Source organism: Modestobacter sp. SYSU DS0511 (assembly GCF_054050755.1).
Window position 1 is genome coordinate 66307 of record NZ_JBJGZY010000014.1, and the last position, 26254, is coordinate 92560.

The following is a 26254-nucleotide window of genomic DNA, read 5'->3' on the forward strand; positions in this document are numbered from 1 at the left end:
CTCAGCTCCCTCCTGCGTCCGGGCCGTCCGTCGGCGGCCCGTCAGTGTGCCGGGTGGGCCGCAGCCGGATCTGCACGTCCCCGCCCAGGCGGGTGACGTCGAGGACCTGCAGGTGCAGCGCTCCACTCATCGTGGGGATTCCCAGGTCCCCGACCATGCCGGCACCCGCACCGAGCAGCTGCGGAGCCAGGTGCACCACCGCCTCGTCGACCAGCCCGGCGGTGAGGAAGGCAGCGGCCAGCGTCGGCCCGCCCTCCAGCAGCACCCGGCGGACGTCCCGGTCGAACAGCTCGGCGAGCAGCTCGGCCGGGGTCGCTGCGGCGCTGACCAGGGTGGGCGCCGCACCGTCGAGCACCCGGGCGGTCGCCGGCAGCCGGCCGCGGCGGTCCAGGACCACCCGCAGGGGCTGCCGGTCGGCGTCCCGTCCGGTGGGGTCCCGCACGGTCAGCTGCGGGTCGTCGGCGAGCGCCGTCCCCGAGCCGACCACCACCGCGTCGCAGCCGGCGCGCAACCGGTGCACCTCGGCGCGGGCGTCCGGGCCGGTGATCCAGCGGCTGGTCCCGTCGGCGGCTGCCACCCGCCCGTCCAGCGTCGTCGCCACCTTCCACACCACGTGGGGTCGGTGCTCGCGCACGCCGGTCAGCCAGCCGACCAGGGCCCCCTCGGCGGCCGCGGCCTGCTCGGCGCCCAGCTCGACGTCCACCCCGCCGGCGCGCAGCCGCTCGGCGCCGCCACCGGCCAGCTCGGTGGGGTCGGGGACGGCGACGACCACCCGGGCGACACCGGCGGCGAGCAGCGCGTCGGCGCAGGGGCCGGTGCGCCCGGTGTGGGCGCACGGCTCGAGGGTGACGACGACGGTGCCGCCCCGGGCGCGCTCGCCGGCCTGGGCCAGGGCGTGCACCTCGGCGTGCGGGCCGCCGGGCGGGGAGGTCGCCCCCTCCCCCACCACATGGCCGTCGGCGTCGAGCACGACCGCGCCGACCGCCGGGTTGGGGCTCGTGGTGCCCAGCACCCGGAGCCCGAGCTCCCTGGCGCGGGCCATCGCCGCGGCCTCGGCGGCGTTCACCGGGCGCCGGCCGCCCGGGCGCGCAGGGCCGCGATCGCGCGCGCCGGGTCGTCGGCGCCGTAGACCGCGGAGCCGGCCACGAAGACGTCGGCGCCGGCCTCGGCGGCGGCCTCGATGGTGTCGGCGTTGATGCCGCCGTCGACCTCGACGAACAGCCGGAGGTGGCCGGCGTCGACCAGCCGGCGGGCCTCGCGCACCTTGGGCAGCACCTCGGGCATGAACGACTGCCCGCCGAACCCGGGCTCGACGGTCATCACCAGCAGGGTGTCGAAGTCCGGCAGCACGTCGAGGTAGGCCTCCAGCGGCGTCCCCGGCTTGATCGCCAGGCCGGCCAGGGCGCCGGCGGCCTTCAGGTCGCGGGCGACCGCACGGGGGTCGGTGCAGGCCTCCGCGTGCACGGTGACGTTGCGGGCGCCCATCTCGGCGTAGCCCGGCGCCCAGCGCTCGGGGTGCTCGATCATGAGGTGGCAGTCCAGCGGCACCGGGCTCACCGCCTGGATCGCCTGAGCCACCGGCAGGCCCAGGGTCAGGTTGGGCACGAAGTGGGCGTCCATCACGTCGACGTGCAGCCAGTCGGCGTCGGCGACGCGCCGGACCTCGTCGGCGAGCCGGGCGAAGTCCGCGGACAGCAGGCTGGGCGCGATCATCGGTTCCGGAGCCACCCGGTGATCGTAGGGGCAGCGCCACCGGTCACCCGATCGGGCGACAGTGGGCCGTCCGCCCGGCCGTTCCGGTCACCGAACGTCACGATCACGGGGCGGCCCGGTGGAGGTCCGCCGACGAAGAGGAGTCCTCGTGTCCCAGACCGGTCAGCACCGCGCCGACCCGGGCAGCCAGCAGGCGAACGGCCTGGCCGTCGCCGGGATGATCTGCGGCATCATCGCCGCGGCCACGTTCTGGGTGCCCTTCCTCTACCTCCTCTCCAGCCTGCTGCTCGGCATCGTCGCGGTCGTGCTCAGCCACAAGGGCCGGTCGCGGGCAGCAGCCGGCGCCGGCGGCGCCGGGTTCGCCCTCACCGGCCTCATCTGCGGGTACGCGGCGATCGCGCTGTCGATCGCCAACGGCGTGATCGGCGCCCTGGCCGCCAGTTGACCGACGCCGCGGCCGGGCCCGACCGGCCCGGCCGCGGCCCGGCTCCGGACTGCGCGGTGCAGGAGGACCAGACGCCGTGACGACTGCAGCGTCAGACGCCGCCCGGGCAGCGGTCCCGGTGTCGACCGGGCGGCGGCGGGGATGACGACGGACCTGACCGACGGGGTCGCGGCCCGACTCGCGGCGGTGTGCGTCGACGCACGCGGCCGGCTGCGGCGGTTCGACCTCTGGGACGCCGCTGCGCGCGGCGCACTGCTGGTCGACGCAGCACGCTGCGGCCGCCTCGTCGAGACGGCCGACAGCATCTCCCTGGATCCCGCACCCACCGGCTTCCCGCCGCTGGACCGCCTGCTCACCGCCATGGACGCCGAGCCCGGACACCCGCTGACCTGGTGGTTGGACCACGGGGACGCCGCGATGTCCGAGGTCGCCGGGGCCTGCGTGGCCGCTGGCGTCTGGAGCGTGCGCCGAGGCCTGCTGGGCACCCGCTACGGCACCCCGCCCTCACCCGCGGAGACGACGTCGGGGCACGTCGCGTCGGCGGTGGAGGTGCTGGCCACCGCCTGCGGCGCCCGGGGCCGGTGGCCCGAGGCGGTGCTCGAGCCGGAACTGGCACCGACCGGGCCGCTCGCCTGGATCTGCACGACGGTGACCGACCACCTGGAGCTCGTGCACCGGCGGAACCTGCGCGCGGCTGGCGCAGCGGACGGCGGTAGCAGCCCCTACTGATCCACCGACGGCGTGGTTCCGTTGTGCACCACCGGGTAAGCCCCCGTCCCATGACGACGGCGACTTCCGCACCCACCCGCTACGACGGCTTCGACCGCATGCCGATCGCCGGCACCTGGCGCGCCGGCCGGGCCGGCAAGACGGCCACCGACACCGACCCCTACACCGGTGAGACGCTCACCGAGATCCCGCTGGCCAACGCCGAGGACCTCGACGAGGCCTACGCCCGCGCGAAGGAGGCGCAGCGCGACTGGGCCGCCCGGCTGCCCAGCGAGCGCGCCGACGTGATGCGCCGCGCGGCCCGGATCATGGAGGCCCGCAAGGACGAGATCGTCGACTGGCACATCCGGGAGAGCGGCGCCGCCGCCCCCGCGGCGGAGTTCGAGTACGCGATCACCCTGCGCGACTTCCACGAGTCCTCCTCCTACCCGTACCGGGTGGAGGGCCGGATACTCCCCGCCGACGTCGAGGGCAAGGAGAGCCGGGTCTACCGCCGCCCGGTGGGGGTGGTCGCGGTGATCAGCCCGTGGAACGTGCCGATGCACCTGTCCAACCGGTCGGTCGCCCCCGCGCTGGCCACCGGCAACGCCGTCGTCCTAAAGCCGGCCGGCGACACCCCGGTGACCGGCGGCCTGCTGCTGGCGAAGATCTACGAGGAGGCCGGCCTCCCCGAGGGGGTGCTGTCGGTGCTCATCGGCGCCGGCCGCGACATCGGCGACGCGATCGTCGAGCACCCCGTCCCGCGGGTCGTGTCGTTCACCGGCTCCACCCCGGTCGGCAAGGGCATCGCGCAGAAGGCCGGGCTGAAGAAGCTCTCCCTGGAGCTGGGCGGCAACGGCCCGCTGGTGGTGCTCGACGACGCCGACCTGGAGTACGCGGTGAACGCCGCGGCGTGGGGCAAGTTCTTCCACCAGGGTCAGGTCTGCATGATCACCAACCGGATCGTGGTGGACGCCGCGGTCCACGACGAGTTCGTCGACCGGTACGTGGCCAAGGTGCGCGACCTCAAGGCCGGCGACCCGCGCGACGACGACACCGTGATCGGCCCGATCATCAACAGCAGCCAGCTGGAGGGCATCCAGGGCATGCTGGCCCAGGCCCGCGAGGACGGCGCCGACCAGGTGCTCGGCGGCGACCCGACCGGTCCGATCGGGTCGGTCCTGCCCCCGCACGTGCTGCTGGGGAGCAACGAGGTCGCCACCGCGCGGCAGGAGGTGTTCGGCCCGGTCGCCACCATCATCAAGGCCCGGGACGAGGCCGACGCCCTGCGGATCGCCAACGACACCGAGTACGGCCTGTCCAGCGCGGTCTTCACCGAGGACGTGCTGCGCGGCGTGAACTTCGCCCTGCAGGTCGAGGCCGGGATGACCCACGTCAACGACTCCCCGCTCAACGACGAGAACAACACCGCCTTCGGCGGGGAGAAGGAGTCCGGGCTCGGCCGCTTCGGCGGGGAGTGGGCGATCGAGGAGTTCACCACCGACCACTGGGTGAGCGTGCAGCACACCAAGCGCCGGTTCCCCTTCTGAGCCGACGGCCCGCGGGGGGCTCACCGCTCCCCGCGAGCCGGCCGCACCCGGGCGGCCGCCCGCTGCTCGGCGGCCGCCCACAGCAGCGGCACCAGCTGGTCCAGGTCGCTCCGCTGGTCGGCCGGCAGGTGGCGCCGGTGGTGCGACAGCGCGGCGGCGACGCCGACCCACGGTGTCTGCACCTCCGCCGGGTACCAGGCGACGCCGCGGCCGAAGACGCCGTGCATGTGCCGCCGCATCGCCGTCCGCGCCAGGACGACGGTGCGCGCACCGGGCGGCCGCTCCCGGATCAGCCACCGCAGGGCCGCCAGCCCCTCCCGGCGGTGCACGTACAGGTCGCAGACGTCGAGCACGGCCGGCTGGTCGTCCAGGGCGAGCAGCGCCACCCCGACCAGCCGGCGCAGCGACTCCGGGTCGCCGCGGACGTCACCGCGCGCCACCAGCACGACGACGTCGTCGCGCTGGTGCACCCGCACGTCGATCCCGTCGGCCACCCGTCCCCCAGTGCGCTCGCCACCCCTGGCCGCGGGGCGGTGGCTGCAGGTCATGACCGTCCGGGCGCGCGGGAAACCGGGCGACGCCGACGGACCGGGGCGCGATCACCCAGCGTCGCGGCTCTGCTCCGCAGCGTCCCGGTCGGGCAGCGCCATCCACGCGGCCCAGGTGAGGTCGCGGCCCACGAACCGTGGTGAGCGCAGCGGCCAGTGCGCGGCCAGCCAGGCGGGCACGAACTCGTCCAGGGCCCGCTCGGTGTCACTGCCCACCAACCGGTCGACGACCCACCAGGAGACCTCGGCGTCGGCGTCGCCGGCCTTCTCCGGCGGGTCGACGTAGACGCAGCCCAGCAGCTCGGACTCGTCGGGCGGGAAGACCCCGTAGAGGAAGCTCTCGTGCGCGGCTATCTCCCGCGCGTGCCGGGCCAGGTCCTCGCGGTCCTGCTCGACGGTCATCGTCGCCGGCGGCCAGCCCCAGGCGGGGCCGTAGATCGTCCACAGGCGGTCCCGTGACCCCATGACGGCCGGGTGGTCGATCTCGGTGTCGGCGTCGCTCATCGGCCGCAGGTGCTCGCCGGTCGGCAGCTCGGCGCGGGTCGGGTGGGCGAACTCCTCGGGCAGCCACGGCACGGCGCCGGAGGCTAGTGGCGCGGCGGCGTCCGGGCGAGGGGTTTGCCGCGCGGCCGATACCGTGCGCCGGTGATCAGGAACCGCGACGCCGGGGACGACGCCGCCATCCGGCGGGGCGAGGCCGAGCTGCGCAGTTGGGACCGCCGGCGCCGGCTCGCCATCGAAGCCGTCGTGCTCGGGGTCGCCGCGCTGTACGCCTTCCTGGTGCTGGGCGCGGGTGAGGGACCCGGGGCCGCCTCCTGGGGTCTGCTGCTGCTGGTCGTGCTGATCCGCGCGGCCGTCTGGCGCTGGGGCGACCGCGGGGCCCGGATCGACGGCGCCCGGGTGGACTTCGCGCTCCGGCACCGGCGGCTGGCCGGCTGGACCCGCCCGGACATGGTGCGGGCGCGAGCCCAGCAGCGCCTGAGCCGGGCCCGGCTGCAACGCGCCGCCCTGGTCGTCGTCGCCGTGCTCTTCGCGGTCGTCACGGTGGTGACGCTGGTGGCCGACCCGGCCATCCCCCGCCTCGCGGTGCTCTCCGGCGCCCTGCTGGTGCTCACCGGCGTCCAGCTGTGGCTGCACGAGCGGGGCCTGGCCGAGGCGCGGCGCTGGCTGGCCGACCCGCCGGCCTGACGGTCAGCGGGTGCGGCGGAGCAGCGCCAGGAACATCGCGTCGGTGCCGTGCCGGTGCGGCCACAGCTGGCCGTAGCGGCCCCGCTCGATGCCGGGCACCTCGCTGAACAGCGGGGCCACCGGCAGCACCTCCACGTCGTCGCGCGCCGCCGCGGCGTCGACGACGTCGACCGTCTCGGCCGCGTGCGGGGAGCAGGTCACGTAGGCGACCACACCTCCGGGCCGCACCGACGCCAGCGCACCGTCCAGCAGCTCCCGCTGCAGCTCCGCCAGCGGGGCGACGTCGTCGGCGGTCCGCCGCCAGCGCACCTCCGGCCGGCGGCGCAGCGCGCCGAGACCGGTGCACGGGGCGTCGAGCAGCACCCGGTCGAACGAGCCGGCCGGCCACGGCGGGGCGGTGCCGTCGGCGACCTGCACGTCGACGTCGTCGGCCCCGGCCAGCGCGCCGCGCACCAGCTCGGCCCGGTGCGGCGCCCGGTCGGCGGCGGTCAGGTGCACCCCGGCGGGCCGGGCGGCGGCCAGCAGGCCCGCCTTGCCGCCCGGGCCGGCGCACATGTCCAGCCAGCGCTCGTCGGGGCCCTCCAGCGGCGCGCGGACCAGCGCGAGGGCGGCCAGCTGGCTCCCCTCGTCCTGCACCGCGGCGGCGCCGGAGCGCACGGCGGCGATCCGCCCGGGGTCGCCGGAGCCCAGCCGGACGGCGTACGGCGACCAGGGCCCGGGTTCGCCGCCGGCCTCGGTGGCCAGCTGGTCGCGGTCGATCCGCCGCGCCACCAGGTGGACCTCGGGGGCGGCGTCGTCGGCCAGCAGCGCCGGCTCGACCTCCTCGGCGGCACCGAGCGCATCGCGCCAGGCCTCGACGATCCAGCGCGGGTGGTCGGTGGTCAGCGCGAGCCGGGCGTCGTCGTCGGCGGGCCGGAGTGCCTGCACCCAGGCGGCCCGGTCGCCGCCTGCGGCCACCTTGCGCAGCACCGCGTTGACCAGGCCGGAGGCGCCGGTGCCGACGATCGCCCGGGTCAGGGCGACGCTGGTGTCGACGGCGGCGTGCGCCGGCACCCGCAGGTCGATCAGCTGGTAGGCGCCCAGCCGCAGCAGGTCCAGGACCTTGGGGTCCAGCTCGGCCAGCGGCCGGGACACCAGCGTGGTCAGGACGGCGTCCAGGGTGCCGGTCGCGCGCAGCGTGCCGTAGGCCAGCTGGGTGGCGAACGCGGCGTCGCGGGGCTCGAGCTGCCGTTCGCGCAGCAGCTGGGGCAGCAGCAGGTTGGCGTAGGCGTCGCGGCTGGAGACGCCCTCGAGGACGTCGTAGGCGGTCAGCCGGGCGCCGTCCAGGGTGGGCCGGTGCCGCCGGGACTGCGGGCGCTGGTTCCCGGTGCCGGGGTCGTTCCGCCGCTTGGAGCCGGCCCGCTTCGCCGGGCCGGTCATGCGCCCACCTGCTCGCCGAGCCGCTCGCCGGGCTCCGGCCGGGCGCCCCGCGCCCAGTCCGCGGCGGGGAGCATCTTCTTGCCCGCGGGCTGCACCTCGCGCAGTCGCACGGCGCCGCGGCCGGTGCCCACCAGCACGCCGGTCGGGCCGACCGAGACCTCGCCGGGCTCCAGGCCCAGCGAGGTGGGCAGCGGCTCGACCGGGGCGAGGCGCAGCCGGTTGCCGCGCCAGGTGGTCCACGCACCCGGCACCGGGGTGACGCCGCGGACCCGGCGGTCGACGACGTGGGCCGGGAGGGTCCAGTCGACCCGGGCGTCGGCGGTCTCGATCCGCGGGGCGAGGCTGACCCCCTCGGCGGGCTGGGGCTCCGGGCGCAGCGACCCGTCGGCGATGCCGTCGAGGGTCGCGACGAGCAGGCCGGCGCCGCTGACCGCGAGCCGGTCGAGCAGGTCGCCGGCGGTGTCGGCCGGGCCGATCGGCTCGGTGACGACGCCGAAGACCGGGCCGGTGTCCAGGCCGGCCTCCAGCTGGAAGGTGGCCGCGCCGGTGACCTCGTCGCCGGCCATGACCGCGTGCTGCACGGGAGCCGCGCCGCGCCAGGCCGGCAGCAGCGAGAAGTGCAGGTTCACCCAGCCGTGCCGCGGGATCTCCAGCGCGGCCGGCGGCACCAGCGCGCCGTAGGCGACCACCGGCGCGCAGTCGACGTCGAGCGCGCGCAGCTGGTCGAGGAACTCCGGCTCGCGCGGCGAACGGGGTTGCAGGACCGGGATGCCGGCGGCGTCGGCGCGCTCGGCGACCGGGGAGCGGCTGGTGCGGCGTCCCCGGCCGGCGGGGGCGTCGGGCCGGGTCAGGACGGCGACGACCTCGTGCTGCGAACCCAGCAGCGCGTCCAGCGCGACGACCGCGGGCGCCGGGGTGCCGGCGAACAGGAGCTTCAGTGGGGGCTCACCTTCACGACCGGAGCCGGGACCGGCTCACCACTGGGCAGGTAGGCCTGCTCGCCCTGCCAGGCGGCGTCGGCGAGCACCGACAGCGCCGCCTCGCGGGCCTCGGCGTCGAGCCGGTCCACGAAGAGCACACCGTCGAGGTGGTCGGTCTCGTGCTGGATGGCGCGGGCCAGCTTGTGCGAGCCCTCCACCCGGATCGGGTCGCCGTGCATGTTCCAGCCCGTGGCGGCGACGTAGAGGTGGCGACGGCAGTCGAAGCGGAAGCCCGGGATGGACAGGCACCCCTCGGCGTCCTCCTCGGTCTCCTCGCCCACCGGCGTCACGTCGGGGTTGACCAGGTGGCCCACCTCGCCGTCGACGTACCAGGTGAAGACCCGCAGGCCCACGCCGATCTGCGGCGCGGCGATCCCGGCCCCGCCGGCGGCATGCATCGTGTCCGTCAGGTCGGCGACGAGCTGCTGGAGCTCCTTGTCGAAGTCGACGACGGGGGCGGCCGGGGTGCGCAGCACCGGGTCGCCCATGATCCGGATCGGGGTGACGCTCACCGGACGATGGTAGGTGCCCCGGGCCGCGACGCATGCAGGGGAACCTGGCTACGGTGCAGGAATGGCCTCCCTCGCCACCCACCGCGTGCACGCCGTCCTCAGCACCGTTGTCGACGGACTGGCGGTCGGCGGCGCCGAGGCAGCCCTGGACCACCCCGCCCGGTCGGCCGCGCGCCGCCGGCTGTACCTCGCGCTGATCGCGCTGGTGGCCGCCGAGACGGTCGCCCACGACCTGCCGGCGCTGCGGCGGACCTTCGGCGGCATGCCGATCCAGCCGACGGACCCGGCCGACCAGGCCGTGCTGCAGCACCAGGGGCTGGTCAGCACCGCGTGGGGCCTGGGCGTCACCGCCGTCCACCGCCCGCTCGCCCGGGCGCTGCGGCGCCGCGGCCACCGGCGTCCGCACCTCCTGCTGGGCGTCCTGGCCGGCGTCGGCACCGCCGCCTGCACGCTGCCGGTGCGCTGGCGGCGGGCGACCGAGCGGGCCGCCGAGGACCTCGCCGCCGCCCGGATGGACGCCGAGCTCGCCGAGCTGCTGGACCAGTCGGCCCACTGACCCCGCGCCCGGAGGGTCAGGCCAGCTCCAGCGGGTCGAGCTGCACGCGCACGTGCTCGGGCGCCTTCTTCGCGCTGCGCACGCCCTGCACCTCCCGCAGCGCCCGGGCCAGCCCGGTGCCCTCGGTGCGCGGCACCCGCACCAGGTAGCGCTCGCGCTCGCCCTCCTGCCCCGGGCGGGGCGGCTCGGGCACCGGGCCCAGCACGTCGGCGTGGTCGGGCAGCCGCAGCGCGTCCAGGAACTCCGCCAGCGCCGCCGGGGACGCCGACAGCGACGCCATCCGGGTGGCCGGCGGGAAGCCGAGCTCCCGGCGGTCGGCGAGCTCCCGGGCGGCGAGCCCGGCGGGGTCCCAGCGGACCAGTGCCTGCACCACCGGGTGACCAGCGTCGGCGGCCACCACCACCGGCTGCTCCGGGCGGACGAGCGCCGCGGCGTTCATCCACCGGCGCAGGGTCTCCTCCCCCGCCCGCAGGTCGGCCCGGCCCAGCAGCGCCCAGGCGTCCAGCAGCAGCGCCGCCCCGTACCCGCCCTCGGCCACCGGCTCGGCGCCCGGGGTGGCGACCACCAGCGCCGCCCCGCCCGGCACGGTGGCCAGCACGCCCGAGCCGCGGCCGGAGACCCGCACGGCGGCGCCGGGGAAGGCCCGCCCGAGCTCCTCGGCGGTGCGGGCCTCCCCGATCACCGCGGCGCGGAGCTTCGTCCCGTGGCAGTGCGGGCAGTCGAAGGTCGCCGCCGGCCGGGCGCACCACCGGCAGGCCGCGATCCGGGTGCCACCCGGCCCCGGGCGCGGCGAGACGCCGAGCGGACCACCGCAGTGCGCGCAGCGGGCCGGTGCCCGGCACCGGTCGCAGACCAGCGACGGCACGTAGCCGGAGCGGGGCACCTGCACCAGCACCGGGGTGCCGGCCTGCAGCGCCTTCCGGGCGACGTCGAAGGCGAGGGTGGGGAGCCGGGCGGTGCGGGCGGCGGCGTCCCGGGCCAGCTCGAAGTCGCTGCCCACCGCCTGCACGCGGGGAGCGGCGGTGCGCAGGGTGCCCCGGTCGGCGACCAGCTCGTGCGCCCAGCCGGACTCCACCAGCAGCTGCCCCTCGGCGGTGCGGGCGGTGCCGGCCACCACCGCGGCACAGCCGGCCAGGTGGGCGCGGTGCACCAGCACGTCGCGGGCGTGCGGGTAGGGCGCGCGCGGTTCGGCGTGCAGGTCGTCGCCGTCGTCCCAGACGACGACCAGCCCGAGGTCGCGCACCGGGGCGAGGACGGCGCCGCGGGTGCCGAGGACGACCTGCGCGCTGCCCCGGGCGGCGGTCAGGAACCTGCCGTACCGGACGTCGGGTGAGGCGTCGGCGCGCAGCACCGCCACCGAGCCGGTGGGCAGCAGCGCGTCGGCGGCGGCGGCCAGCCGGTCGAGGTCCTTGCCGTCGGGGACGACGACCAGGGCGCCCCGCCCCCCGGACAGCGCCGCCTGCGCCAGCTCGGCCAGCCGGGTGGGCCAGTCCTCGCCGGGCAGCGCGGTCCACACCGCCCGGGCCGGGGCCCCGTCGGCGACCGCGGACAGCAGCTGCGGGCCGGTCGGGTACCGGGCGAACCCGGCCGGGCCCGGAGCCGGCGGCGGGGGTGGCGGGTCGGCCACCGGGCGCTTCTCCGGCGCGGCCCGCCGCGGTGGCAGGGCCAGCCGCAGCACGTCGGTCAGCGTGCCGGCGTAGCGGTCGGCGACCGAGCGGGCCAGCTCGGCGACCTCCGGGGTGAGCACCGGCTCGGGCGAGACGACCTTGGCCAGCGGCGCCAGCTTGCCGGTGTGGTCGGTGGAGCCGGCGACCTCCAGCACGACCCCGTCGACCAGCTTGCCGGCGAAGCGCACCCGCACCCGGCAGCCGGCCACCACCTGCTCGGCCAGCTCGTCGGGGACGGCGTAGTCGAAGGGCCGGTCCAGGTGCGCCAGCGGCACGTCGACGACGACCCGGGCGACCCTCACCGCACCAGTCTCCGTGACGGCACCGACAGCGCGGCCCCGCTGCAGGGGCCCGCGCCGAGCTCGGTCGGCCCCGTCCCGGGGCTCCCCCCGAGCCTGCGAGGGGTGCGGAGGACGGGGTCCTGCTCGGGGGTCAGCGGGATCCTTCAGCCCACGGCGGCGCGGAGCGCGTCGACCCGGTCCAGCCGCTCCCACGGGAGCTGGACGTCGGTGCGGCCGAAGTGGCCGTAGGCGGCGGTCGGGGCGTAGATGGGGCGCAGCAGGTCCAGGTCGCGGACGATCGCGCCCGGGCGCAGGTCGAACACCGAGGTGATCGCCTTCTCCAGCGTCTCCTCCGGCACGGTGTTGGTGCCGAAGGTCTCCACGAACAGCCCGACCGGGTGCGCGGCGCCGATGGCGTAGGCGACCTGCACCTCGCAGCGGCGGGCCAGGCCCGCGGCGACGACGTTCTTCGCCACCCAGCGCATCGCGTAGGCCCCCGACCGGTCGACCTTCGACGGGTCCTTGCCGGAGAAGGCCCCACCGCCGTGGCGGGCCATGCCCCCGTAGGTGTCGACGATGATCTTCCGGCCGGTGAGCCCGGCGTCGCCCATCGGGCCGCCGATCACGAACTTGCCGGTGGGGTTGACCAGCAGCCGGTAGCCGCTGGTGGGCAGGCCGAGGGCGGCGAGCTCGGGCTCGACGACGAGCTCCTGGACGTCGGGGGCGAGCAGCGTCTCGATCGAGATGTCCTCGGCGTGCTGGCTGGAGACGACCACCGTGTCGACGGCTACCGGCCGGTCGTCCTCGTAGACCACGGTGACCTGCGTCTTGCCGTCGGGCCGCAGGTAGGGCACCGAGCCGTCCTTGCGCACCGCGGAGAGCCGGCGGGACAGCCGGTGCGCCAGCGCGATCGGCAGCGGCATGAGCTCGGGGGTCTCGTCGGTGGCGTAGCCGAACATCAGGCCCTGGTCGCCGGCGCCCTGGCGCTCGATGAGGTCGTCGGCGATGGCCGCGCGGTGCTCGGCGTCGCTGAGGCCGGCGAGGCGGGACTCGTAGGCGGTGTCGACGCCCTGGGCGATGTCCGGGGACTGCGCGCCGATGGAGACGCTGACCCCGCAGGAGGCGCCGTCGAAGCCCTTGCGCGAGGAGTCGTAGCCGATCCCGAGGATGGTGCGCCGCACGATGTCGGCGATGTCCACGTAGCCGGAGGTGGTCACCTCACCGGCGATGTGCACCTGGCCGGTGGTGATCATCGTCTCGACGGCGACCCGGCTGCGGGGGTCCTGCTCCAGCATCGCGTCCAGGATCGAGTCGCTGATCTGGTCGGCGATCTTGTCGGGGTGCCCCTCGGTGACCGACTCGGACGTGAAGAGGCGGCGTGCCACTCGGTTCTCCCTGCGATCGACGGCCGAGCGCGGGACCCGCGTCCGGTGATGAGCTCGACCGCCGAGCCTACCGGCGGGGCCGGCTGCCCGTCGGGTGGCGTCGGCGCGCGCCCGAGGGGATCAGGCGGTGGGGATCAGGCGGCGGGGGTCACGCGCCGGGGAGCCGGCGTGCCACCGCGTCCCAGATGCCGGCGGCCACGGCGTCCTTGCGGGCGGTCGGCAGCGGCGTGGCCGTCCCGTCGTCGGCCAGCACGGTGACCTCGTTCTCCTCCCGGCCGAACACCCGGCCGGCGGAGACGTCGTTCACCACCAGCAGGTCGACCCCCTTGCGGGCCAGCTTGGCCCGGGCGTGGGTGAGCACGTCGCCCTCGGCGTCCCCGGTCTCCGCGGCGAAGCCGACGACGACCTGCCCGGGTGCCCGGGCCGTCACCAGCTCGGCGAGCACGTCGGTGGTCCGGGCCAGCGGCACGGCGTCCGGCTCGGTGGCGCCGCCCTTCTTGAGCTTCGTGTCGGCGACCGAGACCGGCCGGAAGTCGGCCACGGCCGCGGCCATGACGACGACGTCGGCCCCGGCCGCCTCGGCCGCCATCGCCACGCGCAGCTCCTCGGCGGTCTCGACGGCGACGGTGCGGACGCCGAACGGGGCGGGCTCGGCGACGTTGGCCGCGACCAGCACGACCTCGGCGCCCCGCGCGGCGGCGACCCGGGCCAGCGCCTGTCCCTGCCGCCCGGACGAGCGGTTGCCCAGGTAGCGCACCGGGTCCAGCGGCTCGCGGGTGCCGCCGGCGCTGATCACCACGCGGCGGCCGGTGAGGTCCTGGCGGAGCGCCTCGGCGCCGAGCTCCAGGACGACGGCGGCCAGCGCGGCGACGTCGGCCGGGTCGGGGAGCCGGCCGGGGCCGGAGTCGGGCCCGGTGAGCCGGCCCACGGCGGGGGGCAGCACGACCGCGCCGCGGCGGCGCAGGGTGGCCACGTTGTCCTGGGTGGCCGGGTGCAGCCACATCTCGGTGTGCATGGCCGGTACGAAGACGACGGGTGCGTGCGCGGTGAGCAGCGTGGCGGTGAGCAGGTCGTCGGCGCGGCCGGCAGCGGCGCGGGCGAGCAGGTCGGCGGTGGCCGGGTTCACCAGCACCAGGTCGGCGGTCTGCCCGATCCGGACGTGCGCCACCTCGGGGACGTCGTCCCAGACGTCGGTGGTGACCGGGTTGCCCGACAGCGCCTCGAAGGTCGCCGCGCCCACGAACCGCAGCGCAGAGGCGGTCGGCACCACCCGGACGTCGTGCCCGGCCTCGGTGAGCGCGCGCAGCAGCAGCGCGGACTTGTAGACGGCGACGCCGCCGGCCACCCCCAGCACGATCCGGCTCATGCCGTCCATCCTCCCCCAGGCACGACGAAGCCCCCGGCACCAGCCGGGGGCTTCGTCATCACAACGAGGTGACGTGCTGGAACGGTCAGGCCCCCGTGCAGGGCCCCGCCGCGAGCTCGCGAGCGGTGGGGGGCACGGGGGTCCTTCCTCAGTTCTCGCCGGCGGTGTGGGTCAGCAGGCCCTCGTTGATCTCACGCAGCGCGATCGACAGGGGCTTCTCCTGCGGCGCGGTGTCGACCAGCGGGCCGACGTACTCCAGCAGGCCCTCGGAGAGCTGGCTGTAGTAGGCGTTGATCTGCCGCGCGCGCTTGGCGGCGTAGATGACCAGCCCGTACTTGCTGGTGGTGCGCTCCAGCAGCTCGTCGATCGGCGGGTTGGTGATGCCCTCAGGGGCGGGTGCGACTCCGGACACGGGCGGGCGTGCTCCTCAACTCGGTGTGCGGGCGGGCGGCGGACGGGTCCGCGCGGTCGCCTCGGGGGCGCCCTCGGCTGCGGTCAGGGACCAGCGGGCGGAGGCGCAGTCAGCAAGCTTACCAACTCGTCGGCTGCTCTGGCCACGTCGTCGTTGACGACCACGACGTCGAACTCGCCGGCGGCGTCCAGTTCGGCCTGCGCCAGCGCCAGCCGGCGGGACTGGACCTCCGGCGCCTCGGTGCCCCGGCCGGCCAGCCGGCTGACCAGCTCGGCCCAGGACGGTGGGGCCAGGAAGACCAGCTGGGCCTCCGGCGCGCGCTCCCGCACCTGCCGGGCGCCCTGCAGCTCGATCTCCAGCAGGGCCGGTGACCCGGCGGCGAGCTGCTCGTCGACCGGCGCCTTCGGGGTGCCGTATCGGTTGCCCGCGTAGGAGGCCCACTCCAGCAGCCCGTCGTTGGCGGCCAGCCAGTCGAAGGTCTCGTCGTCGATGAACCAGTAGTGCTCGCCGTCGACCTCACCGGGACGCGGCTTGCGGGTGGTGACCGACACCGACACCCAGACCTCGGGGTGCCGGCGCCGGACCTCGGCGACGACCGTCCCCTTGCCGACGCCCGAGGGCCCGGAGAGCACGGTCAGCCGCGCGCGGTTTCGTCGTCCCACTCGTTGATCTTCGCACCGGGGTGGTCGGGGACCACCGCGGAGTCGGTCAGAGGGCACCCTCGGTGGGGACCTGGTCGGCCTCGACGTGCTCGCCGCCGAACTCCGCCTCCAGTGCCCGCCGCTGGTTGGCGCCCAGCCCGCGCACCCGCCGGGTCGGCGAGATCTCGAGTCGCTCCATGATCTTCGCCGCACGCGCCTTGCCGACGCCGGGCAGCGACTCGAGCACCGCGGAGACCCGCATCTTGCCGATCACCTCGTCGGTCTCGCCCTGCTTGAGGACGTCGCCGACCGTGGCGCCCTTGCTCTTCAGCCGCTCACGCAGCTCGGCACGGGCCTTGCGGGCCGCGGCGGCCTTCTCCAGGGCGGCGGCGCGCTGTTCGGGGGACAACTCGGGAAGGGGCACGGAGCAACCCAATCGTGTTCAGTCCGGCGCGTGCCGGCGCAGTTCTTCGGTGATCCAGCTCGTTCGCGACGGCCCGCGGTGTGAGCCTCGGCCGTCAACCTAGTCATCCGAGACCGACTGGTCACGCGTGCCCCGGTGCCAGCACCGCCAGGCCGGTGTGCTGTCCGGCCGGGCGCCCCGGCGGACACGCCGCGCACCCTTCCCGTCACTGCTGGTCAACGCGCGTGTCGCGGCTCAGGCCGCCCGCGCACCCCGGCCGAGCACCCAGCCTCCCAGTCCGACCAGCACGAGCAGGCCCGCCGCGAGCGACCCGGCGCCGAGCACCAGCAACAGCCAGGGCCCCGACCGCCTCATGCCGCGAGCGCCGCCGTCCACCGGTCGGCGGCGGCGCGCAGCGCCGCCGCATCCGGGCCGGCGGACAGCACGTCCCGGGAGACGGTGGGGACGACGGCCTGGCCGGCGCCGAACAGGCGGCGCAGATCGGCCACCGTGCCGCCCTGCGCGCCCAGCCCCGGGGCCAGCACCGGGCCGCGCAGCCCCGCCAGGTCGACGTCGAGCTCGGGCAGGGTGGCGCCGACGACGACTCCGAAGGACCCGGTGAACGCCCCGAAGCGCCGCTGCTGGTCGGCGTGGGACGCGGGATCGGGCGCGGGATCGCCCACCAGCCACTCAGGGGCGTTCCAGCGCCCGACGGTGTCCACCACCGTCTGCGCGACCGACCGCTCCCCGACCACCGCGTGCTGGAACGTGGCGGCGTCGGGGTTGGAGGTGCGGGCCAGCACGAACAGCCCGCCGCCGAACCGGCGCGCCGTGCCGACCGCCGGCTGCAGCGACTCCGGACCGAGGTAGGGGCTCACCGTCAGCGCGTCGACCTGCATCGGGTGGTCGCTGCGCAGGTAGTCGGCGTAGGCGTCCATCGTCGAGCCGATGTCGCCGCGCTTGGCGTCCAGCAGCACCAGGGACCCGGCCGCCCGGGCCCGGGCGACCGCCTCCTCCAGCACCGCCACCCCGCGGGCGCCGTGCCGCTCGTAGAAGGCCATCTGCGGCTTGAGCACCGCCACGTGCCCGGCGAGCGCGTCGACGACCAGGTCGGTGAACCGGCGCAGCCCGTCCACGTCGTCACCGACGCCCCAGTCCAGCAGCAGCGGACGGTGCGGGTCGATGCCCACGCACAACGGTCCGCGCGCGGCCACCGCGGCAGCCAGCCGGACGCCGAACGGATCGACCTCCGCGTGCTCCGGCCGGCTCACGAGCCGACCGGCCGGTGCGCGTGGCCGACGGCGTCGGCCAGCGAGCCGAACCCGCGCGCGGCCAGCGCCGCGGCGAGCTCCGCGTGGATGCGCGCCGGGGCCGAGGGGTCGTTGAAGACCGCCGTGCCGACGCTGACCGCGCTCGCGCCGGCGAGCACGAACTGCAGCGCGTCCAGGCCGCTGCGGATGCCGCCCATGCCCAGGATCGGCACGTGCGGCAAGGCCTGGTGCACCTGCCAGACGCAGCGCAGCGCCACCGGGCGGATCGCCGGGCCGGAGAGCCCGCCGGTGACGCCGCCGAGCACCGGGCGCATGGTGTCGGGGTCGATGACCAGCCCCAGCAGGGTGTTGATCATCGACAGCCCGTCGGCGCCGGCGCCGGCCACCGAGCGGGCGATCGTCACGATGTCGGTGACGTCGGGGCTGAGCTTGGCGTAGACCGGCTGCGCGGGGTCGGCGGCCTCGCGCACCGCGGCGACGACGTCCCGGGCGGCCACCGGGTCGCAGGCGAACACCTCACCGCGGCTCTCCACGTTCGGGCAGGAGATGTTGACCTCGATGCCCAGCACCCCGGGCACACCGCGCAGCCGGGTGGCCAGCTCCGCGAAGTCCTCCACCCGGGTGCCGGCGATGGAGACGAACGCCCGGGCACCGCGCTGGGCCAGCCACGGCAGGTCCTCGGCGAGCAGCCCGTCGATGCCCGGCCCCTGCAGGCCGATGGAGTTGAGCATCCCGCTGGGCGTCTCGGCCATCCGCGGCGTCGGCCGGCCGGAGCGGGGCCGCAGCTGCACCGACTTGGTGACCACCGCGCCGATCGCCGTCAGGTCGACGAAGGGCTCCAGCTCCCGGCCGAAGCCGGAGCAGCCCGACGCGGTGAGCACCGGGCTGGGCACCGCCACCCGGCCGAGGGCGGTGCGCATGTCCACCGCGGGCGCGGCCTGTCCGACGGTCACGAGGACGCTCCCGGGGCGCCGGGGCCGGCCTCGGGCGGGGCGACCGGGGTGGGGGGTGCGCCCGCCGGGGTGGGCACCGCCGGCGGGGTGAGGCCCATGGCGTCCGCGCCGACGACATCGGTCGGCAGCGTGCCGACGTCGGCGAACCGGACCCGGTCACCGCCGAACACCGGGCCCTCCACGCAGGATCGGGCGAACCGGGTGCGCCCGTCGGCGCCGACCACCGGCAGCACGCAGGTCATGCAGACGCCGACGCCGCAGGCCATCGACTCCTCGACGGCGACGTAGCTGGGCACCCCGGCGGCGGTGGCCACGTCGGCGACCGCGCGCAGCATGCCCATCGGTCCGCAGGCGTAGACCACCCCGGCGCCGGTGACCAGCTCGGTGACCGCCTCGGTGACCCAGCCGCGGCGCCCGGCGCTGCCGTCGTCGGTCATCACCACGAACGGCGCGGCCAGCGACCCGAGCTCCTGGACCGAGCACAGCCGCCCGGCCGACGCCGCGCCGGTGACCGCGGCGACCTCCGAGCCGGTGGCGCGCAGCCGCCCGGCCAGCCCGACCAGCGCGGCGGCGCCGTACCCGCCGCCGACCAGCAGCGCCGGGGTGCCCGGCGGCGGCATCGGGAACGGACGGCCCAGCGGCCCGACGACGTCGACCACGTCGCCGGCCTGCAGCCCGGCCAGCCAGCTGGAGCCGGGTCCGTGCGGGGAGACGACCACCTGCACCTGGCCGCTGCCCACCCCGGCGATCGCGATGGACCGCCGCAGCAGGTTCGCCGACGTCGGGCCGCCGACCGCGAAGGCGACGAACTGGCCGGGCACCGCCCGCCCGGCCACCTCCGGGGCGGCCAGGCTCAGCTCCACGTACGCGCCGACGGGCCGCCGGCCGGCCACCGCGACCACCCGCTGCACGGGTGGGCGCGGCGCCGCCGGCGCCGGCTCGGTCAGCAGCCCGCCGGTCATGCCGGGGCGCCGGGACGCGGCGCGGCGGCCAGCGCGCGGTGCAGGTCCTGCAGGCTGCGCACGCCCAGGTGCCCGCGGCGCAGCGCCTCGATGCCCTGAACCGCGGCCGCCAGCCCCTGAGTGGTGGTGATGCTCGGGATGCCGGCGCTCACCGCCGCCGCCCGGATCTCGTACCCGTCCAGCCGGGGCCCGCTGTTGCCGGGCGTGCCGAACGGGGTGTTGACCACGATGTCGACGTCGCCGGCCTGGATCCGCTCGACGATGTTGCCCGGGCCCTCGCTGAACTTCCCGACCACCTCGCACTGCACCCCGTTGCGGCGCAGCACCTGGGCGGTGCCGGCGGTGGCCAGCACGCGGAAGCCGAGGTCGGCCAGCCGCTTGACCGGGAAGACCGCCGAGCGCTTGTCCCGGTTGGCCAGCGAGACGAAGACGGTGCCCTCGGTGGGCAGGTCGCCGTAGACCGCGGCCTGGGACTTGGCGAAGGCGGTGCCGAACTCCGCGTCCAGCCCCATCACCTCACCGGTGGACTTCATCTCCGGCCCGAGGACGGTGTCGACGCCGTGACCCTCGACGGTGCGGAACCGGTGGAAGGGCAGCACCGCCTCCTTGACCGCGATCGGCGCATCGGCCGGCAGGTCGGCGCCGTCACCGCTGGCCGCCAGCACCCCGGCCGCCCGCAGCTCGGCGATCGACTCCCCGACCGCGATCCGCGCCGCGGCCTTCGCCAGCTGCACCGCCGTCGCCTTGGAGACGAACGGCACGGTGCGGCTGGCCCGCGGGTTGGCCTCCAGGACGTACAGGATGTCGTCCTTGAGCGCGTACTGGACGTTCATCAGCCCGCGCACGCCGATCCTGGCCGCCAGGGCCTCGGTGGCCCGCCGGAGGCCGGCGATCTCCCCGCCGCCCAGGGTGATCGGGGGCAGCGCGCACGCGGAGTCACCGGAGTGCACCCCGGCCTCCTCGATGTGCTCCATGACCCCGCCCAGGTAGAGCTCGGTGCCGTCGTAGAGCGCGTCGACGTCGATCTCGACCGCGTCCTCGAGGAACCGGTCGACCAGCACCGGGTGGTCGGTGCTCACGTCGGTGGCCTTGGTGATGTAGGACTCCAGCGTGGCGTCGTCGTAGACGATCTCCATGCCGCGCCCGCCCAGCACGTACGAGGGGCGCACCAGCACCGGGTAGCCGATCGACGCCGCGACCGCCTTCGCCTCGGCCGACGTCGTCGCCATGCCGTGCTTGGGCGCGAGCAGCCCGGTGTCGGACAGCACCCGGGAGAACTCCCCGCGGTCCTCGGCGGCGTCGATCGCCTCGGGCGAGGTGCCCAGCACCGGCACGCCGGCGTCCTTGAGCCGCTGCGCCAGGCCCAGCGGTGTCTGCCCGCCCAGTGTGCAGATGACCCCGGCGACCGGGCCGGCGGCGCGCTCGGCCTCCACGACCTCCAGCACGTCCTCGAACGTCAGCGGCTCGAAGTACAGGCGGTCGGCGACGTCGTAGTCGGTGGAGACGGTCTCCGGGTTGCAGTTGACCATCACCGCCTCGTAGCCGGCGTCCTGCAGCGCCATCACCGCGTGCACGCAGGAGTAGTCGAACTCGACGCCCTGCCCGATCCGGTTGGGGCCCGAACCGAGGATCAGCACCGCCGGCTTCTCCCGCGGCTCGACCTCGGTCTCCTCGTCGTAGGAGGAGTAGTGGTACGGGGTGCGGGCGGCGAACTCGGCCGCGCAGGTGTCCACGGTCTTGTAGACCGGCCGGATGCCCAGCCGCCAGCGCAGGATGCGCACGCCGTCCTCGCCGGCGAGCTCGGGGCGCAGCGCGGCGACCTGCCGGTCGGACAGGCCGTGCCGCTTGGCCCGGCGCAGCAGCTCCGGGGTGAGCGCCGGGGCCTGCCGGATCTCCTCGCCCACCTCGTGCACCAGCGCGATCTGGTCGACGAACCACTCGTCGAAGCCGGACGCCTGCGACACCTGCTGCACGGTGGCGCCGGCGGCCAGCGCCTGCTCGGCCACGTACAGCCGGCCGTCGACCGGGGTGCGCAGCTGCTCCAGCAGCTCCTCGGCGGTGGCCCGGGTCGCGGGCGCGGTCCAGAAGCCGGCGGCCGTGGTCTCGGTCGACCGCATGGCCTTGCCCAGCGCCTCGGTGAAGTTGCGGCCCATGGCCATCACCTCGCCGACGCTCTTCATCGTGGTGGTCAGCCGCGGGTCGGCGCCGGGGAACTTCTCGAAGGCGAAGCGCGGGATCTTCACCACGACGTAGTCCAGCGACGGCTCGAACGACGCCGGGGTGACCCCGGTGATGTCGTTGGTGATCTCGTCGAGGGTGTAGCCGATCGCGAGCTTGGCGGCGATCTTGGCGATCGGGAAGCCGGTGGCCTTCGACGCCAGCGCCGAGGACCGGGAGACGCGGGGGTTCATCTCGATGACGACGAGCCGGCCGTTGTCGGGGTTGACGGCGAACTGGATGTTGCAGCCACCGGTCTCCACGCCGACCTCGCGCAGCACGTCGATGCCGACGTCGCGCATCCGCTGGTACTCACGGTCGGTGAGGGTCATCGCCGGGGCGACGGTCACCGAGTCGCCGGTGTGCACGCCCATCGCGTCGATGTTCTCGATCGAGCAGATGACGACCACGTTGTCGCTGCGGTCGCGCATCAGCTCCAGCTCGTACTCCTTCCAGCCGAGCACCGACTCCTCGATGAGCACGGTGTGCACCGGTGAGTCGGCCAGGCCGTGGCCGGCCATCCGGCGCAGCATCTCCTCGTCGGTGGCGAACCCCGAGCCCAGCCCGCCCATGGTGAAGCTGGGCCGGATGACGACCGGGTAGCCGACCTCCTCGGCGGTGGCCAGCGCCTCCTCGACGGTGGCACAGACCTTCGAGCGCGGGGCGTCGGCGCCGACCGAGCGCACGATCTCCTTGAACAGCTGCCGGTCCTCGCCGCGGTTGATCGCGTCGACGTCGGCGCCGATGAGCTGGACGCCGTACTTCTCCAGCACGCCGTTCTCGAACAGGCCGATGGCGATGTTCAGCGCCGTCTGCCCGCCCAGGGTCGCCAGCAGCGCGTCCGGGCGCTCGGCGGCGATGACCCGCTCGACGAACTCCGGGGTCAGCGGCTCCACGTAGGTGGCGTCGGCGACCTCGGGGTCGGTCATGATCGTGGCCGGGTTGCTGTTGACCAGGCTGACGCGCAGCCCCTCGGCCTTGAGCACCCGGCAGGCCTGGGTGCCGGAGTAGTCGAACTCGCTGGCCTGGCCGATGACGATCGGCCCGGAGCCGATCACCATCACGTGCTGGATGTCGGTGCGCTTGGGCATCAGGCCTTCTCCCCCGTGCTCGACTCGACGATGGGCGGGGGTGTCACGGCACTGCCTTCCTTCGTAGCGGCCATCAGGTCGACGAACCGGCCGAACAGCGGGTTGGCGTCGTGGGGACCCGCGGCCGCCTCCGGGTGGAACTGCACGCTGAACGCCGGGGCCTCGGTCAGCCGCAGCCCCTCGACCACGTCGTCGTTGAGGCCGACGTGGCTGACCTCGACCGGGCCGAACGGGGTGTCGGTGGTCCGGTCCAGCGGGGCGTCGACGGCGAAGCCGTGGTTGTGGCTGGTGACCCGCACCGTGCCGCTGACCCGGTCGAGCACCGGCTGGTTGAGACCGCGGTGGCCGAAGCGCAGCTTGTAGGTGCCCAGGCCGAGCGCGCGGCCGAGGATCTGGTTGCCGAAGCAGATGCCGAACAGCGGCCGGCCGGCCTCCAGGACCCCGCGCACCGCCGCGACGGCGTAGTCGGCGGCGGCCGGGTCACCGGGGCCGTTGGAGATGAACACGCCGTCGACCCCGTGCGCGAGCAGGTCCTCGGCGGTGGCGGTGGCCGGGAGCACGTGGGTCTCCACGCCGAGCTCGGCGAGCGCCCGCGGGGTGGCGGTCTTGATGCCCAGGTCCAGCGCGGCGATGGTGAACCGCTTCTCCCCCACCGCCGGGACGACGTAGGGGTCCACGGCGCTGACCAGCGGCGCGAGGTCGGCCCCGGTCATCGCCTCGCTGGCGGTGACCCTCGCCAGCAGCTCGTCGCGGTCGAGCCCGTCGCTGCTGATCCCGGCGCGCATGGCGCCGCGGTCGCGCAGGTGCCGGGTGAGCGCCCGGGTGTCGATGCCGCTGATGCCGACGACGCCCTGCGCGGTCAGCTCGTCGTCCAGGCTGCCGGTGGCCCGCCAGTTCGCCGGGCGGCGCGCGGGGTCGCGGACGACGAAGCCGGCCACCCACATCCGGCGGCTCTCGTCGTCCTCCGCGTTGACGCCGGTGTTGCCGACGTGCGGGGCGGTCATCACCACGATCTGCCGGGCGTAGCTGGGATCGGTCAGCGTCTCCTGGTAGCCGGTCATGCCGGTGGAGAAGACCGCCTCCCCGACCGTCGTCCCGACCTTGCCGTACGCCTCGCCACGGAACGTGCGCCCGTCTTCCAGGATGAGCAGTGCCTCTGTCACTTCTGTGCCTTCCCGTCGAGCACGGTCGCGGCGCCCCGGAGGAACGTGGCGACCACCCGGCCGGGGAGCTCCCGGCCGGCATAAGGGCTGTTGCGGCTGCGACTGGCCAGCGCGGCCGGGTCGACGACGACCCGGTGCGCGGGGTCCAGCAGCAGCAGGTTGGCGGGCTCGCCCGCGGCCAGCGGCCGCCCGTGCGAGCGCAGGCGGCCGATGGCCGCCGGGCGGACCGACATCCGGTCGGCGACGCCGCGCCAGTCGAGCCGGCCGGGTTCGACCATCGTCTGCACGACGACGGAGAGCGCCTGCTCCAGCCCGAGCATCCCCGGGCGGGCGGCGGCCCACTCGCTCTCCTTGTCCTCCACCGCGTGCGGGGCGTGGTCGGTACCGACGGCGTCGATCGTGCCGTCGGCGAGCCCGGCCCGGAGCGCCTCGACGTCCTCGGCGGTGCGCAGCGGCGGGTTCACCTTGAACACCGGGTCGTAGCCCTCGGCGCACTCGTCGGTGAGCAGCAGGTGGTGCGGGGTGACCTCGGCGGTCACCTGCACGCCGCGGGACTTCGCCCAGCGCAGGATCTCCACCGAGCCCGCCGTCGACACGTGGCAGACGTGCAGCCGCGCACCGACGTGCCCGGCCAGCAGGACGTCGCGGGCGATCACCGCCTCCTCGGCGGCGGCCGGCCACCCGGCCAGGCCCAGCCGGGCGGAGCGGTCGCCCTCGTTCATCTGCGCGCCGACGGTGAGCCGCGGCTCCTCGGCGTGCTGGGCGACGACTCCGTCGAAGGCCTTCACGTACTCCAGCGCCCGGCGCATCAGCGCCGGGTCGGCCACGCAGTGCCCGTCGTCGGAGAAGACCCGGACCCGGGCGGCGGAGTCGGCCATCGCGCCGAGCTCGGCCAGCCGCTCGCCGCGCAGGCCCACGGTGACCGCTCCGACCGGCACGACGTCGACCAGCCCGGCCTGCTGGCCCAGCCGCCAGACCTGCTCGACGACGCCGGCGGTGTCGGCGACCGGGTCGGTGTTGGCCATCGCGTGCACCGCGGTGAACCCGCCCAGCGCCGCGGCCCGGCTGCCGGTCTCGACGGTCTCGGCGTCCTCCCGGCCCGGCTCGCGCAGGTGGGTGTGCAGGTCGACCAGCCCGGGCAGCGCGACCAGGCCGGTGGCGTCGACCACGTCGGCGCCCCCGGCATCCAGGCCGGTGCCGATCTCGGCGATCACGCCGTCGGAGATGCGGATGTCGACGGCGTCCTCGCCGTAGGGGCGGGCGCCCTTGATGAGCGTCATTCGGGAGCTCCTCCCAGCAGCAGGTACAGGACGGCCATGCGCACGCTGACGCCGTTGCCGACCTGGTCGACGATCGTGGAGCGGGCCGAGTCGGCCACCTCGGCGGCGATCTCCATGCCCCGGTTCATCGGCCCGGGGTGCATGACGATCGCGTCGTCGGGCAGCGCCGCCATCCGGTGGGCGTCCAGCCCGTACCGGCGGCTGTACTCGCGGGCGCTGGGGAAGAACGAGGCGTTCATCCGCTCGCCCTGCACCCGCAGCATCATCACCACGTCGGCCTTGGGCAGCGCGGCGTCCAGGTCGTAGTCGACCCGCACCGGCCAGCTGCCGACCCCGACCGGCAGCAGCGTCGGCGGGGCGACCAGGGTGACCTCGGCGCCGAGGGTGGCCAGCAGCCAGACGTTGGAGCGGGCCACCCGGCTGTGCAGCACGTCGCCGACGATCACCACCCGGACGCCGTCGAGCCGGCCCACGCGCTGGCGGATGGTGTAGGCGTCCAGCAGCGCCTGGGTGGGGTGCTCGTGCGTGCCGTCACCGGCGTTCACCACGCTGCCGCGGACCCAGTGCGCCAGCCGGTGCGGCGCCCCGGAGGCACCGTGCCGGACGACGATGCCGTCGGCGCCCATCGCCTCCAGGGTCAGCGCGGTGTCCTTGAGGCTCTCGCCCTTGGAGACGCTGCTGCCCTTGGCGGAGAAGTTGATGACGTCGGCGGAGAGCCGCTTGGCGGCCAGCTCGAAGGAGATCCGGGTGCGGGTGGAGTCCTCGTAGAAGAGGTTGACCACGGTGCGCCCGCGCAGGGTGGGCAGCTTCTTCACCTCGCGCCCGGCCAGCGCCTGCTCGATCTGGGCCGCGGTGTCCAGCACCAGGGTCGCGTCGTCCCGGTCGAGGTCGCCGGCCTCCAGCAGGTGCCGCTTCACTGGTCACCACCCCGCTCCGGGCCGCCGGTGACCAGGACCTCGTCGAGCCCGTCGATCTCGACGAGGTGGACCTCCACCTTCTGGCTGCGGGAGGTGGGCACGTTCTTGCCCACGTAGTCCGCCCGGATCGGCAGCTCGCGGTGCCCGCGGTCGACCAGCACCGCCAACTGGACGGCGCGGGGGCGGCCGAGGTCGCGCAGCGCGTCCAGGGCGGCGCGCACCGAGCGGCCGGAGAAGAGCACGTCGTCGACGAGCACCACCAGCCGGTCGTCGATCCCGGTGCCGGGCAGCCGGGTGTCCTCCAGGGCGCGCACGCCGCGCCGCCGCAGGTCGTCCCGGTAGAGGGTGATGTCGACGGTGCCGACGTCGACGGGCTGCTGGGAGAACGCCTCGACCCGGGCGGCGAGCCGGCGGGCCAGCGGGGCGCCGCGGGTGGGGATGCCGACGAGCACGAGGTCGGGCAGGGAGTTGCCTGCCTTCTCGATCAGCTGGTGGGCGATCCGGTCGACCACGCGAGCGACGTCGTCGGCGCCGAGCAGCGGCGGTGCGGGCAGGTCGGATGAGTCGGCCATCAGGCCTCCTTCCCCGCCTCACTGGACGGGTCGTTAAAGGAGTGGGACCGGCGA

At 75.6% G+C, this 26254-nt stretch carries 26 protein-coding genes; 5 read left to right on the forward strand and 21 right to left on the reverse strand.

What is annotated here, in order from left to right:
- Position 1: 1 nt before the first annotated feature.
- Together ribD and rpe are read right to left on the reverse strand one after the other, a co-directional pair.
- On the reverse strand, positions 2-1066 hold the full coding sequence (gene ribD / locus ACI783_RS09290) for a bifunctional diaminohydroxyphosphoribosylaminopyrimidine deaminase/5-amino-6-(5-phosphoribosylamino)uracil reductase RibD (RefSeq protein WP_457140180.1): 1065 nt from the start codon (positions 1064-1066) through the stop codon (positions 2-4).
- Positions 1063-1728: a ribulose-phosphate 3-epimerase gene (gene rpe, locus ACI783_RS09295; RefSeq protein WP_457140181.1), complete on the reverse strand. Its 666-nt coding sequence runs from the start codon at positions 1726-1728 to the stop codon at positions 1063-1065. Before rpe ends, ribD begins: the two co-directional genes overlap by 4 nt.
- Positions 1729-1861: 133 nt before the next feature.
- On the opposite strand from rpe, the gene ACI783_RS09300 reads away from it, so the two are divergent.
- The 3 genes from ACI783_RS09300 to ACI783_RS09310 all read left to right on the forward strand — a co-directional run bounded on the left by ACI783_RS09300 (position 1862) and on the right by ACI783_RS09310 (position 4416).
- Positions 1862-2158: a hypothetical protein gene (locus tag ACI783_RS09300; RefSeq protein WP_457140182.1), complete on the forward strand. Its 297-nt coding sequence runs from the start codon at positions 1862-1864 to the stop codon at positions 2156-2158.
- A gap of 141 nt (positions 2159-2299) precedes the next feature.
- Entirely contained in the window at positions 2300-2887 is a 588-nt protein-coding gene (locus tag ACI783_RS09305) for a GPP34 family phosphoprotein (RefSeq protein WP_457140183.1), read from the forward strand.
- Positions 2888-2937: 50 nt separating this feature from the next.
- Entirely contained in the window at positions 2938-4416 is a 1479-nt protein-coding gene (locus ACI783_RS09310; protein ID WP_457140184.1) for an aldehyde dehydrogenase family protein, read from the forward strand.
- 20 nt (positions 4417-4436) lie between these two features.
- On the opposite strand, the gene ACI783_RS09315 is transcribed toward ACI783_RS09310, so the two are convergent.
- Together ACI783_RS09315 and ACI783_RS09320 are read right to left on the reverse strand one after the other, a co-directional pair.
- Positions 4437-4910: a hypothetical protein gene (locus ACI783_RS09315; RefSeq protein WP_457140185.1), complete on the reverse strand. Its 474-nt coding sequence runs from the start codon at positions 4908-4910 to the stop codon at positions 4437-4439.
- Between the two features lie 105 nt (positions 4911-5015).
- Entirely contained in the window at positions 5016-5540 is a 525-nt protein-coding gene (locus ACI783_RS09320) for a hypothetical protein (protein WP_457140186.1), read from the reverse strand.
- A 69-nt stretch (positions 5541-5609) separates the two neighbouring features.
- On the opposite strand from ACI783_RS09320, the gene ACI783_RS09325 reads away from it, so the two are divergent.
- Complete coding sequence (locus ACI783_RS09325; protein ID WP_457140187.1) at positions 5610-6152, forward strand: hypothetical protein; 543 nt, start codon at positions 5610-5612, stop codon at positions 6150-6152.
- Between the two features lie 3 nt (positions 6153-6155).
- Here the strand turns inward: ACI783_RS09325 and ACI783_RS09330 are convergent, their stop codons facing one another.
- The 3 genes from ACI783_RS09330 to def are packed head-to-tail and all read right to left on the reverse strand — an operon-like array spanning position 6156 to position 9063.
- Positions 6156-7571 carry an RsmB/NOP family class I SAM-dependent RNA methyltransferase gene (locus tag ACI783_RS09330; RefSeq protein WP_457140188.1) on the reverse strand — a complete coding sequence of 472 codons (1416 nt, stop codon included), beginning with the start codon at positions 7569-7571 and terminating at the stop codon, positions 6156-6158.
- Entirely contained in the window at positions 7568-8509 is a 942-nt protein-coding gene (fmt, locus tag ACI783_RS09335) for a methionyl-tRNA formyltransferase (protein ID WP_457140212.1), read from the reverse strand. Before fmt ends, ACI783_RS09330 begins: the two co-directional genes overlap by 4 nt.
- A complete protein-coding gene (def, locus tag ACI783_RS09340; RefSeq protein ID WP_457140189.1) occupies positions 8506-9063 on the reverse strand; it encodes a peptide deformylase in 558 nt (185 codons plus the stop codon). Before def ends, fmt begins: the two co-directional genes overlap by 4 nt.
- A gap of 61 nt (positions 9064-9124) precedes the next feature.
- On the opposite strand from def, the gene ACI783_RS09345 reads away from it, so the two are divergent.
- Positions 9125-9619, forward strand: coding sequence for a hypothetical protein (locus tag ACI783_RS09345; protein ID WP_457140190.1), 495 nt, complete (start codon positions 9125-9127; stop codon positions 9617-9619).
- 16 nt (positions 9620-9635) lie between these two features.
- On the opposite strand, the gene ACI783_RS09350 is transcribed toward ACI783_RS09345, so the two are convergent.
- The 14 genes from ACI783_RS09350 to pyrR all read right to left on the reverse strand — a co-directional run bounded on the left by ACI783_RS09350 (position 9636) and on the right by pyrR (position 26200).
- Positions 9636-11588 (reverse strand): primosomal protein N', encoded by a 1953-nt coding sequence (locus ACI783_RS09350; RefSeq protein WP_457140191.1) that lies wholly within the window; start codon positions 11586-11588, stop codon positions 9636-9638.
- Positions 11589-11731: 143 nt separating this feature from the next.
- A complete protein-coding gene (gene metK / locus ACI783_RS09355) occupies positions 11732-12952 on the reverse strand; it encodes a methionine adenosyltransferase (protein WP_457084319.1) in 1221 nt (406 codons plus the stop codon).
- A 148-nt stretch (positions 12953-13100) separates the two neighbouring features.
- Positions 13101-14318 carry a bifunctional phosphopantothenoylcysteine decarboxylase/phosphopantothenate--cysteine ligase CoaBC gene (gene coaBC / locus ACI783_RS09360; protein WP_457140192.1) on the reverse strand — a complete coding sequence of 406 codons (1218 nt, stop codon included), beginning with the start codon at positions 14316-14318 and terminating at the stop codon, positions 13101-13103.
- Positions 14319-14466: 148 nt separating this feature from the next.
- The gene (rpoZ, locus tag ACI783_RS09365) at positions 14467-14730 is read right to left on the reverse strand and encodes a DNA-directed RNA polymerase subunit omega (RefSeq protein ID WP_153360746.1); all 264 of its coding nucleotides are present in this window, start codon (positions 14728-14730) and stop codon (positions 14467-14469) included.
- A gap of 83 nt (positions 14731-14813) precedes the next feature.
- Positions 14814-15392 carry a guanylate kinase gene (gmk, locus tag ACI783_RS09370; RefSeq protein WP_457084323.1) on the reverse strand — a complete coding sequence of 193 codons (579 nt, stop codon included), beginning with the start codon at positions 15390-15392 and terminating at the stop codon, positions 14814-14816.
- A 46-nt stretch (positions 15393-15438) separates the two neighbouring features.
- On the reverse strand, positions 15439-15795 hold the full coding sequence (gene mihF, locus ACI783_RS09375; protein WP_457084325.1) for an integration host factor, actinobacterial type: 357 nt from the start codon (positions 15793-15795) through the stop codon (positions 15439-15441).
- Positions 15796-16145: 350 nt separating this feature from the next.
- Complete coding sequence (gene pyrF, locus ACI783_RS09380) at positions 16146-17045, reverse strand: orotidine-5'-phosphate decarboxylase (protein ID WP_457140193.1); 900 nt, start codon at positions 17043-17045, stop codon at positions 16146-16148.
- Positions 17042-17998: a dihydroorotate dehydrogenase gene (locus tag ACI783_RS09385; protein WP_457140194.1), complete on the reverse strand. Its 957-nt coding sequence runs from the start codon at positions 17996-17998 to the stop codon at positions 17042-17044. Before ACI783_RS09385 ends, pyrF begins: the two co-directional genes overlap by 4 nt.
- Positions 17995-18960, reverse strand: coding sequence for an iron-sulfur cluster-binding protein (locus ACI783_RS09390; protein WP_457140195.1), 966 nt, complete (start codon positions 18958-18960; stop codon positions 17995-17997). The genes ACI783_RS09385 and ACI783_RS09390 overlap by 4 nt, the downstream gene beginning before the upstream one ends.
- A complete protein-coding gene (carB, locus tag ACI783_RS09395) occupies positions 18957-22268 on the reverse strand; it encodes a carbamoyl-phosphate synthase large subunit (protein ID WP_457140196.1) in 3312 nt (1103 codons plus the stop codon). Before carB ends, ACI783_RS09390 begins: the two co-directional genes overlap by 4 nt.
- Positions 22268-23431: a glutamine-hydrolyzing carbamoyl-phosphate synthase small subunit gene (gene carA, locus ACI783_RS09400; protein WP_457140197.1), complete on the reverse strand. Its 1164-nt coding sequence runs from the start codon at positions 23429-23431 to the stop codon at positions 22268-22270. Before carA ends, carB begins: the two co-directional genes overlap by 1 nt.
- On the reverse strand, positions 23428-24711 hold the full coding sequence (locus ACI783_RS09405; protein WP_457140198.1) for a dihydroorotase: 1284 nt from the start codon (positions 24709-24711) through the stop codon (positions 23428-23430). Before ACI783_RS09405 ends, carA begins: the two co-directional genes overlap by 4 nt.
- Positions 24708-25628 carry an aspartate carbamoyltransferase catalytic subunit gene (locus tag ACI783_RS09410; protein ID WP_457140199.1) on the reverse strand — a complete coding sequence of 307 codons (921 nt, stop codon included), beginning with the start codon at positions 25626-25628 and terminating at the stop codon, positions 24708-24710. Before ACI783_RS09410 ends, ACI783_RS09405 begins: the two co-directional genes overlap by 4 nt.
- Complete coding sequence (pyrR, locus tag ACI783_RS09415; RefSeq protein WP_457140200.1) at positions 25625-26200, reverse strand: bifunctional pyr operon transcriptional regulator/uracil phosphoribosyltransferase PyrR; 576 nt, start codon at positions 26198-26200, stop codon at positions 25625-25627. Before pyrR ends, ACI783_RS09410 begins: the two co-directional genes overlap by 4 nt.
- Between the last annotated feature and the right edge of the window lie 54 nt (positions 26201-26254).

What these genes read in the sequence shown, in the direction of transcription:
- ACI783_RS09305 (WP_457140183.1), top strand. Translation starts at nt 2,300, where the DNA reads ATGACGACGGACCTGACCGACGGGGTCGCGGCCCGACTCGCGGCGGTG.
- ACI783_RS09310 (WP_457140184.1), top strand. Translation starts at nt 2,938, where the DNA reads ATGACGACGGCGACTTCCGCACCCACCCGCTACGACGGCTTCGACCGC.
- ACI783_RS09330 (WP_457140188.1), bottom strand. Translation starts at nt 7,571, where the DNA reads ATGACCGGCCCGGCGAAGCGGGCCGGCTCCAAGCGGCGGAACGACCCC.
- ACI783_RS09345 (WP_457140190.1), top strand. Translation starts at nt 9,125, where the DNA reads ATGGCCTCCCTCGCCACCCACCGCGTGCACGCCGTCCTCAGCACCGTT.
- coaBC (WP_457140192.1), bottom strand. Translation starts at nt 14,318, where the DNA reads ATGAGCCGGATCGTGCTGGGGGTGGCCGGCGGCGTCGCCGTCTACAAG.
- ACI783_RS09390 (WP_457140195.1), bottom strand. Translation starts at nt 18,960, where the DNA reads ATGACCGGCGGGCTGCTGACCGAGCCGGCGCCGGCGGCGCCGCGCCCA.
- carB (WP_457140196.1), bottom strand. Translation starts at nt 22,268, where the DNA reads ATGCCCAAGCGCACCGACATCCAGCACGTGATGGTGATCGGCTCCGGG.
- ACI783_RS09405 (WP_457140198.1), bottom strand. Translation starts at nt 24,711, where the DNA reads ATGACGCTCATCAAGGGCGCCCGCCCCTACGGCGAGGACGCCGTCGAC.
- pyrR (WP_457140200.1), bottom strand. Translation starts at nt 26,200, where the DNA reads ATGGCCGACTCATCCGACCTGCCCGCACCGCCGCTGCTCGGCGCCGAC.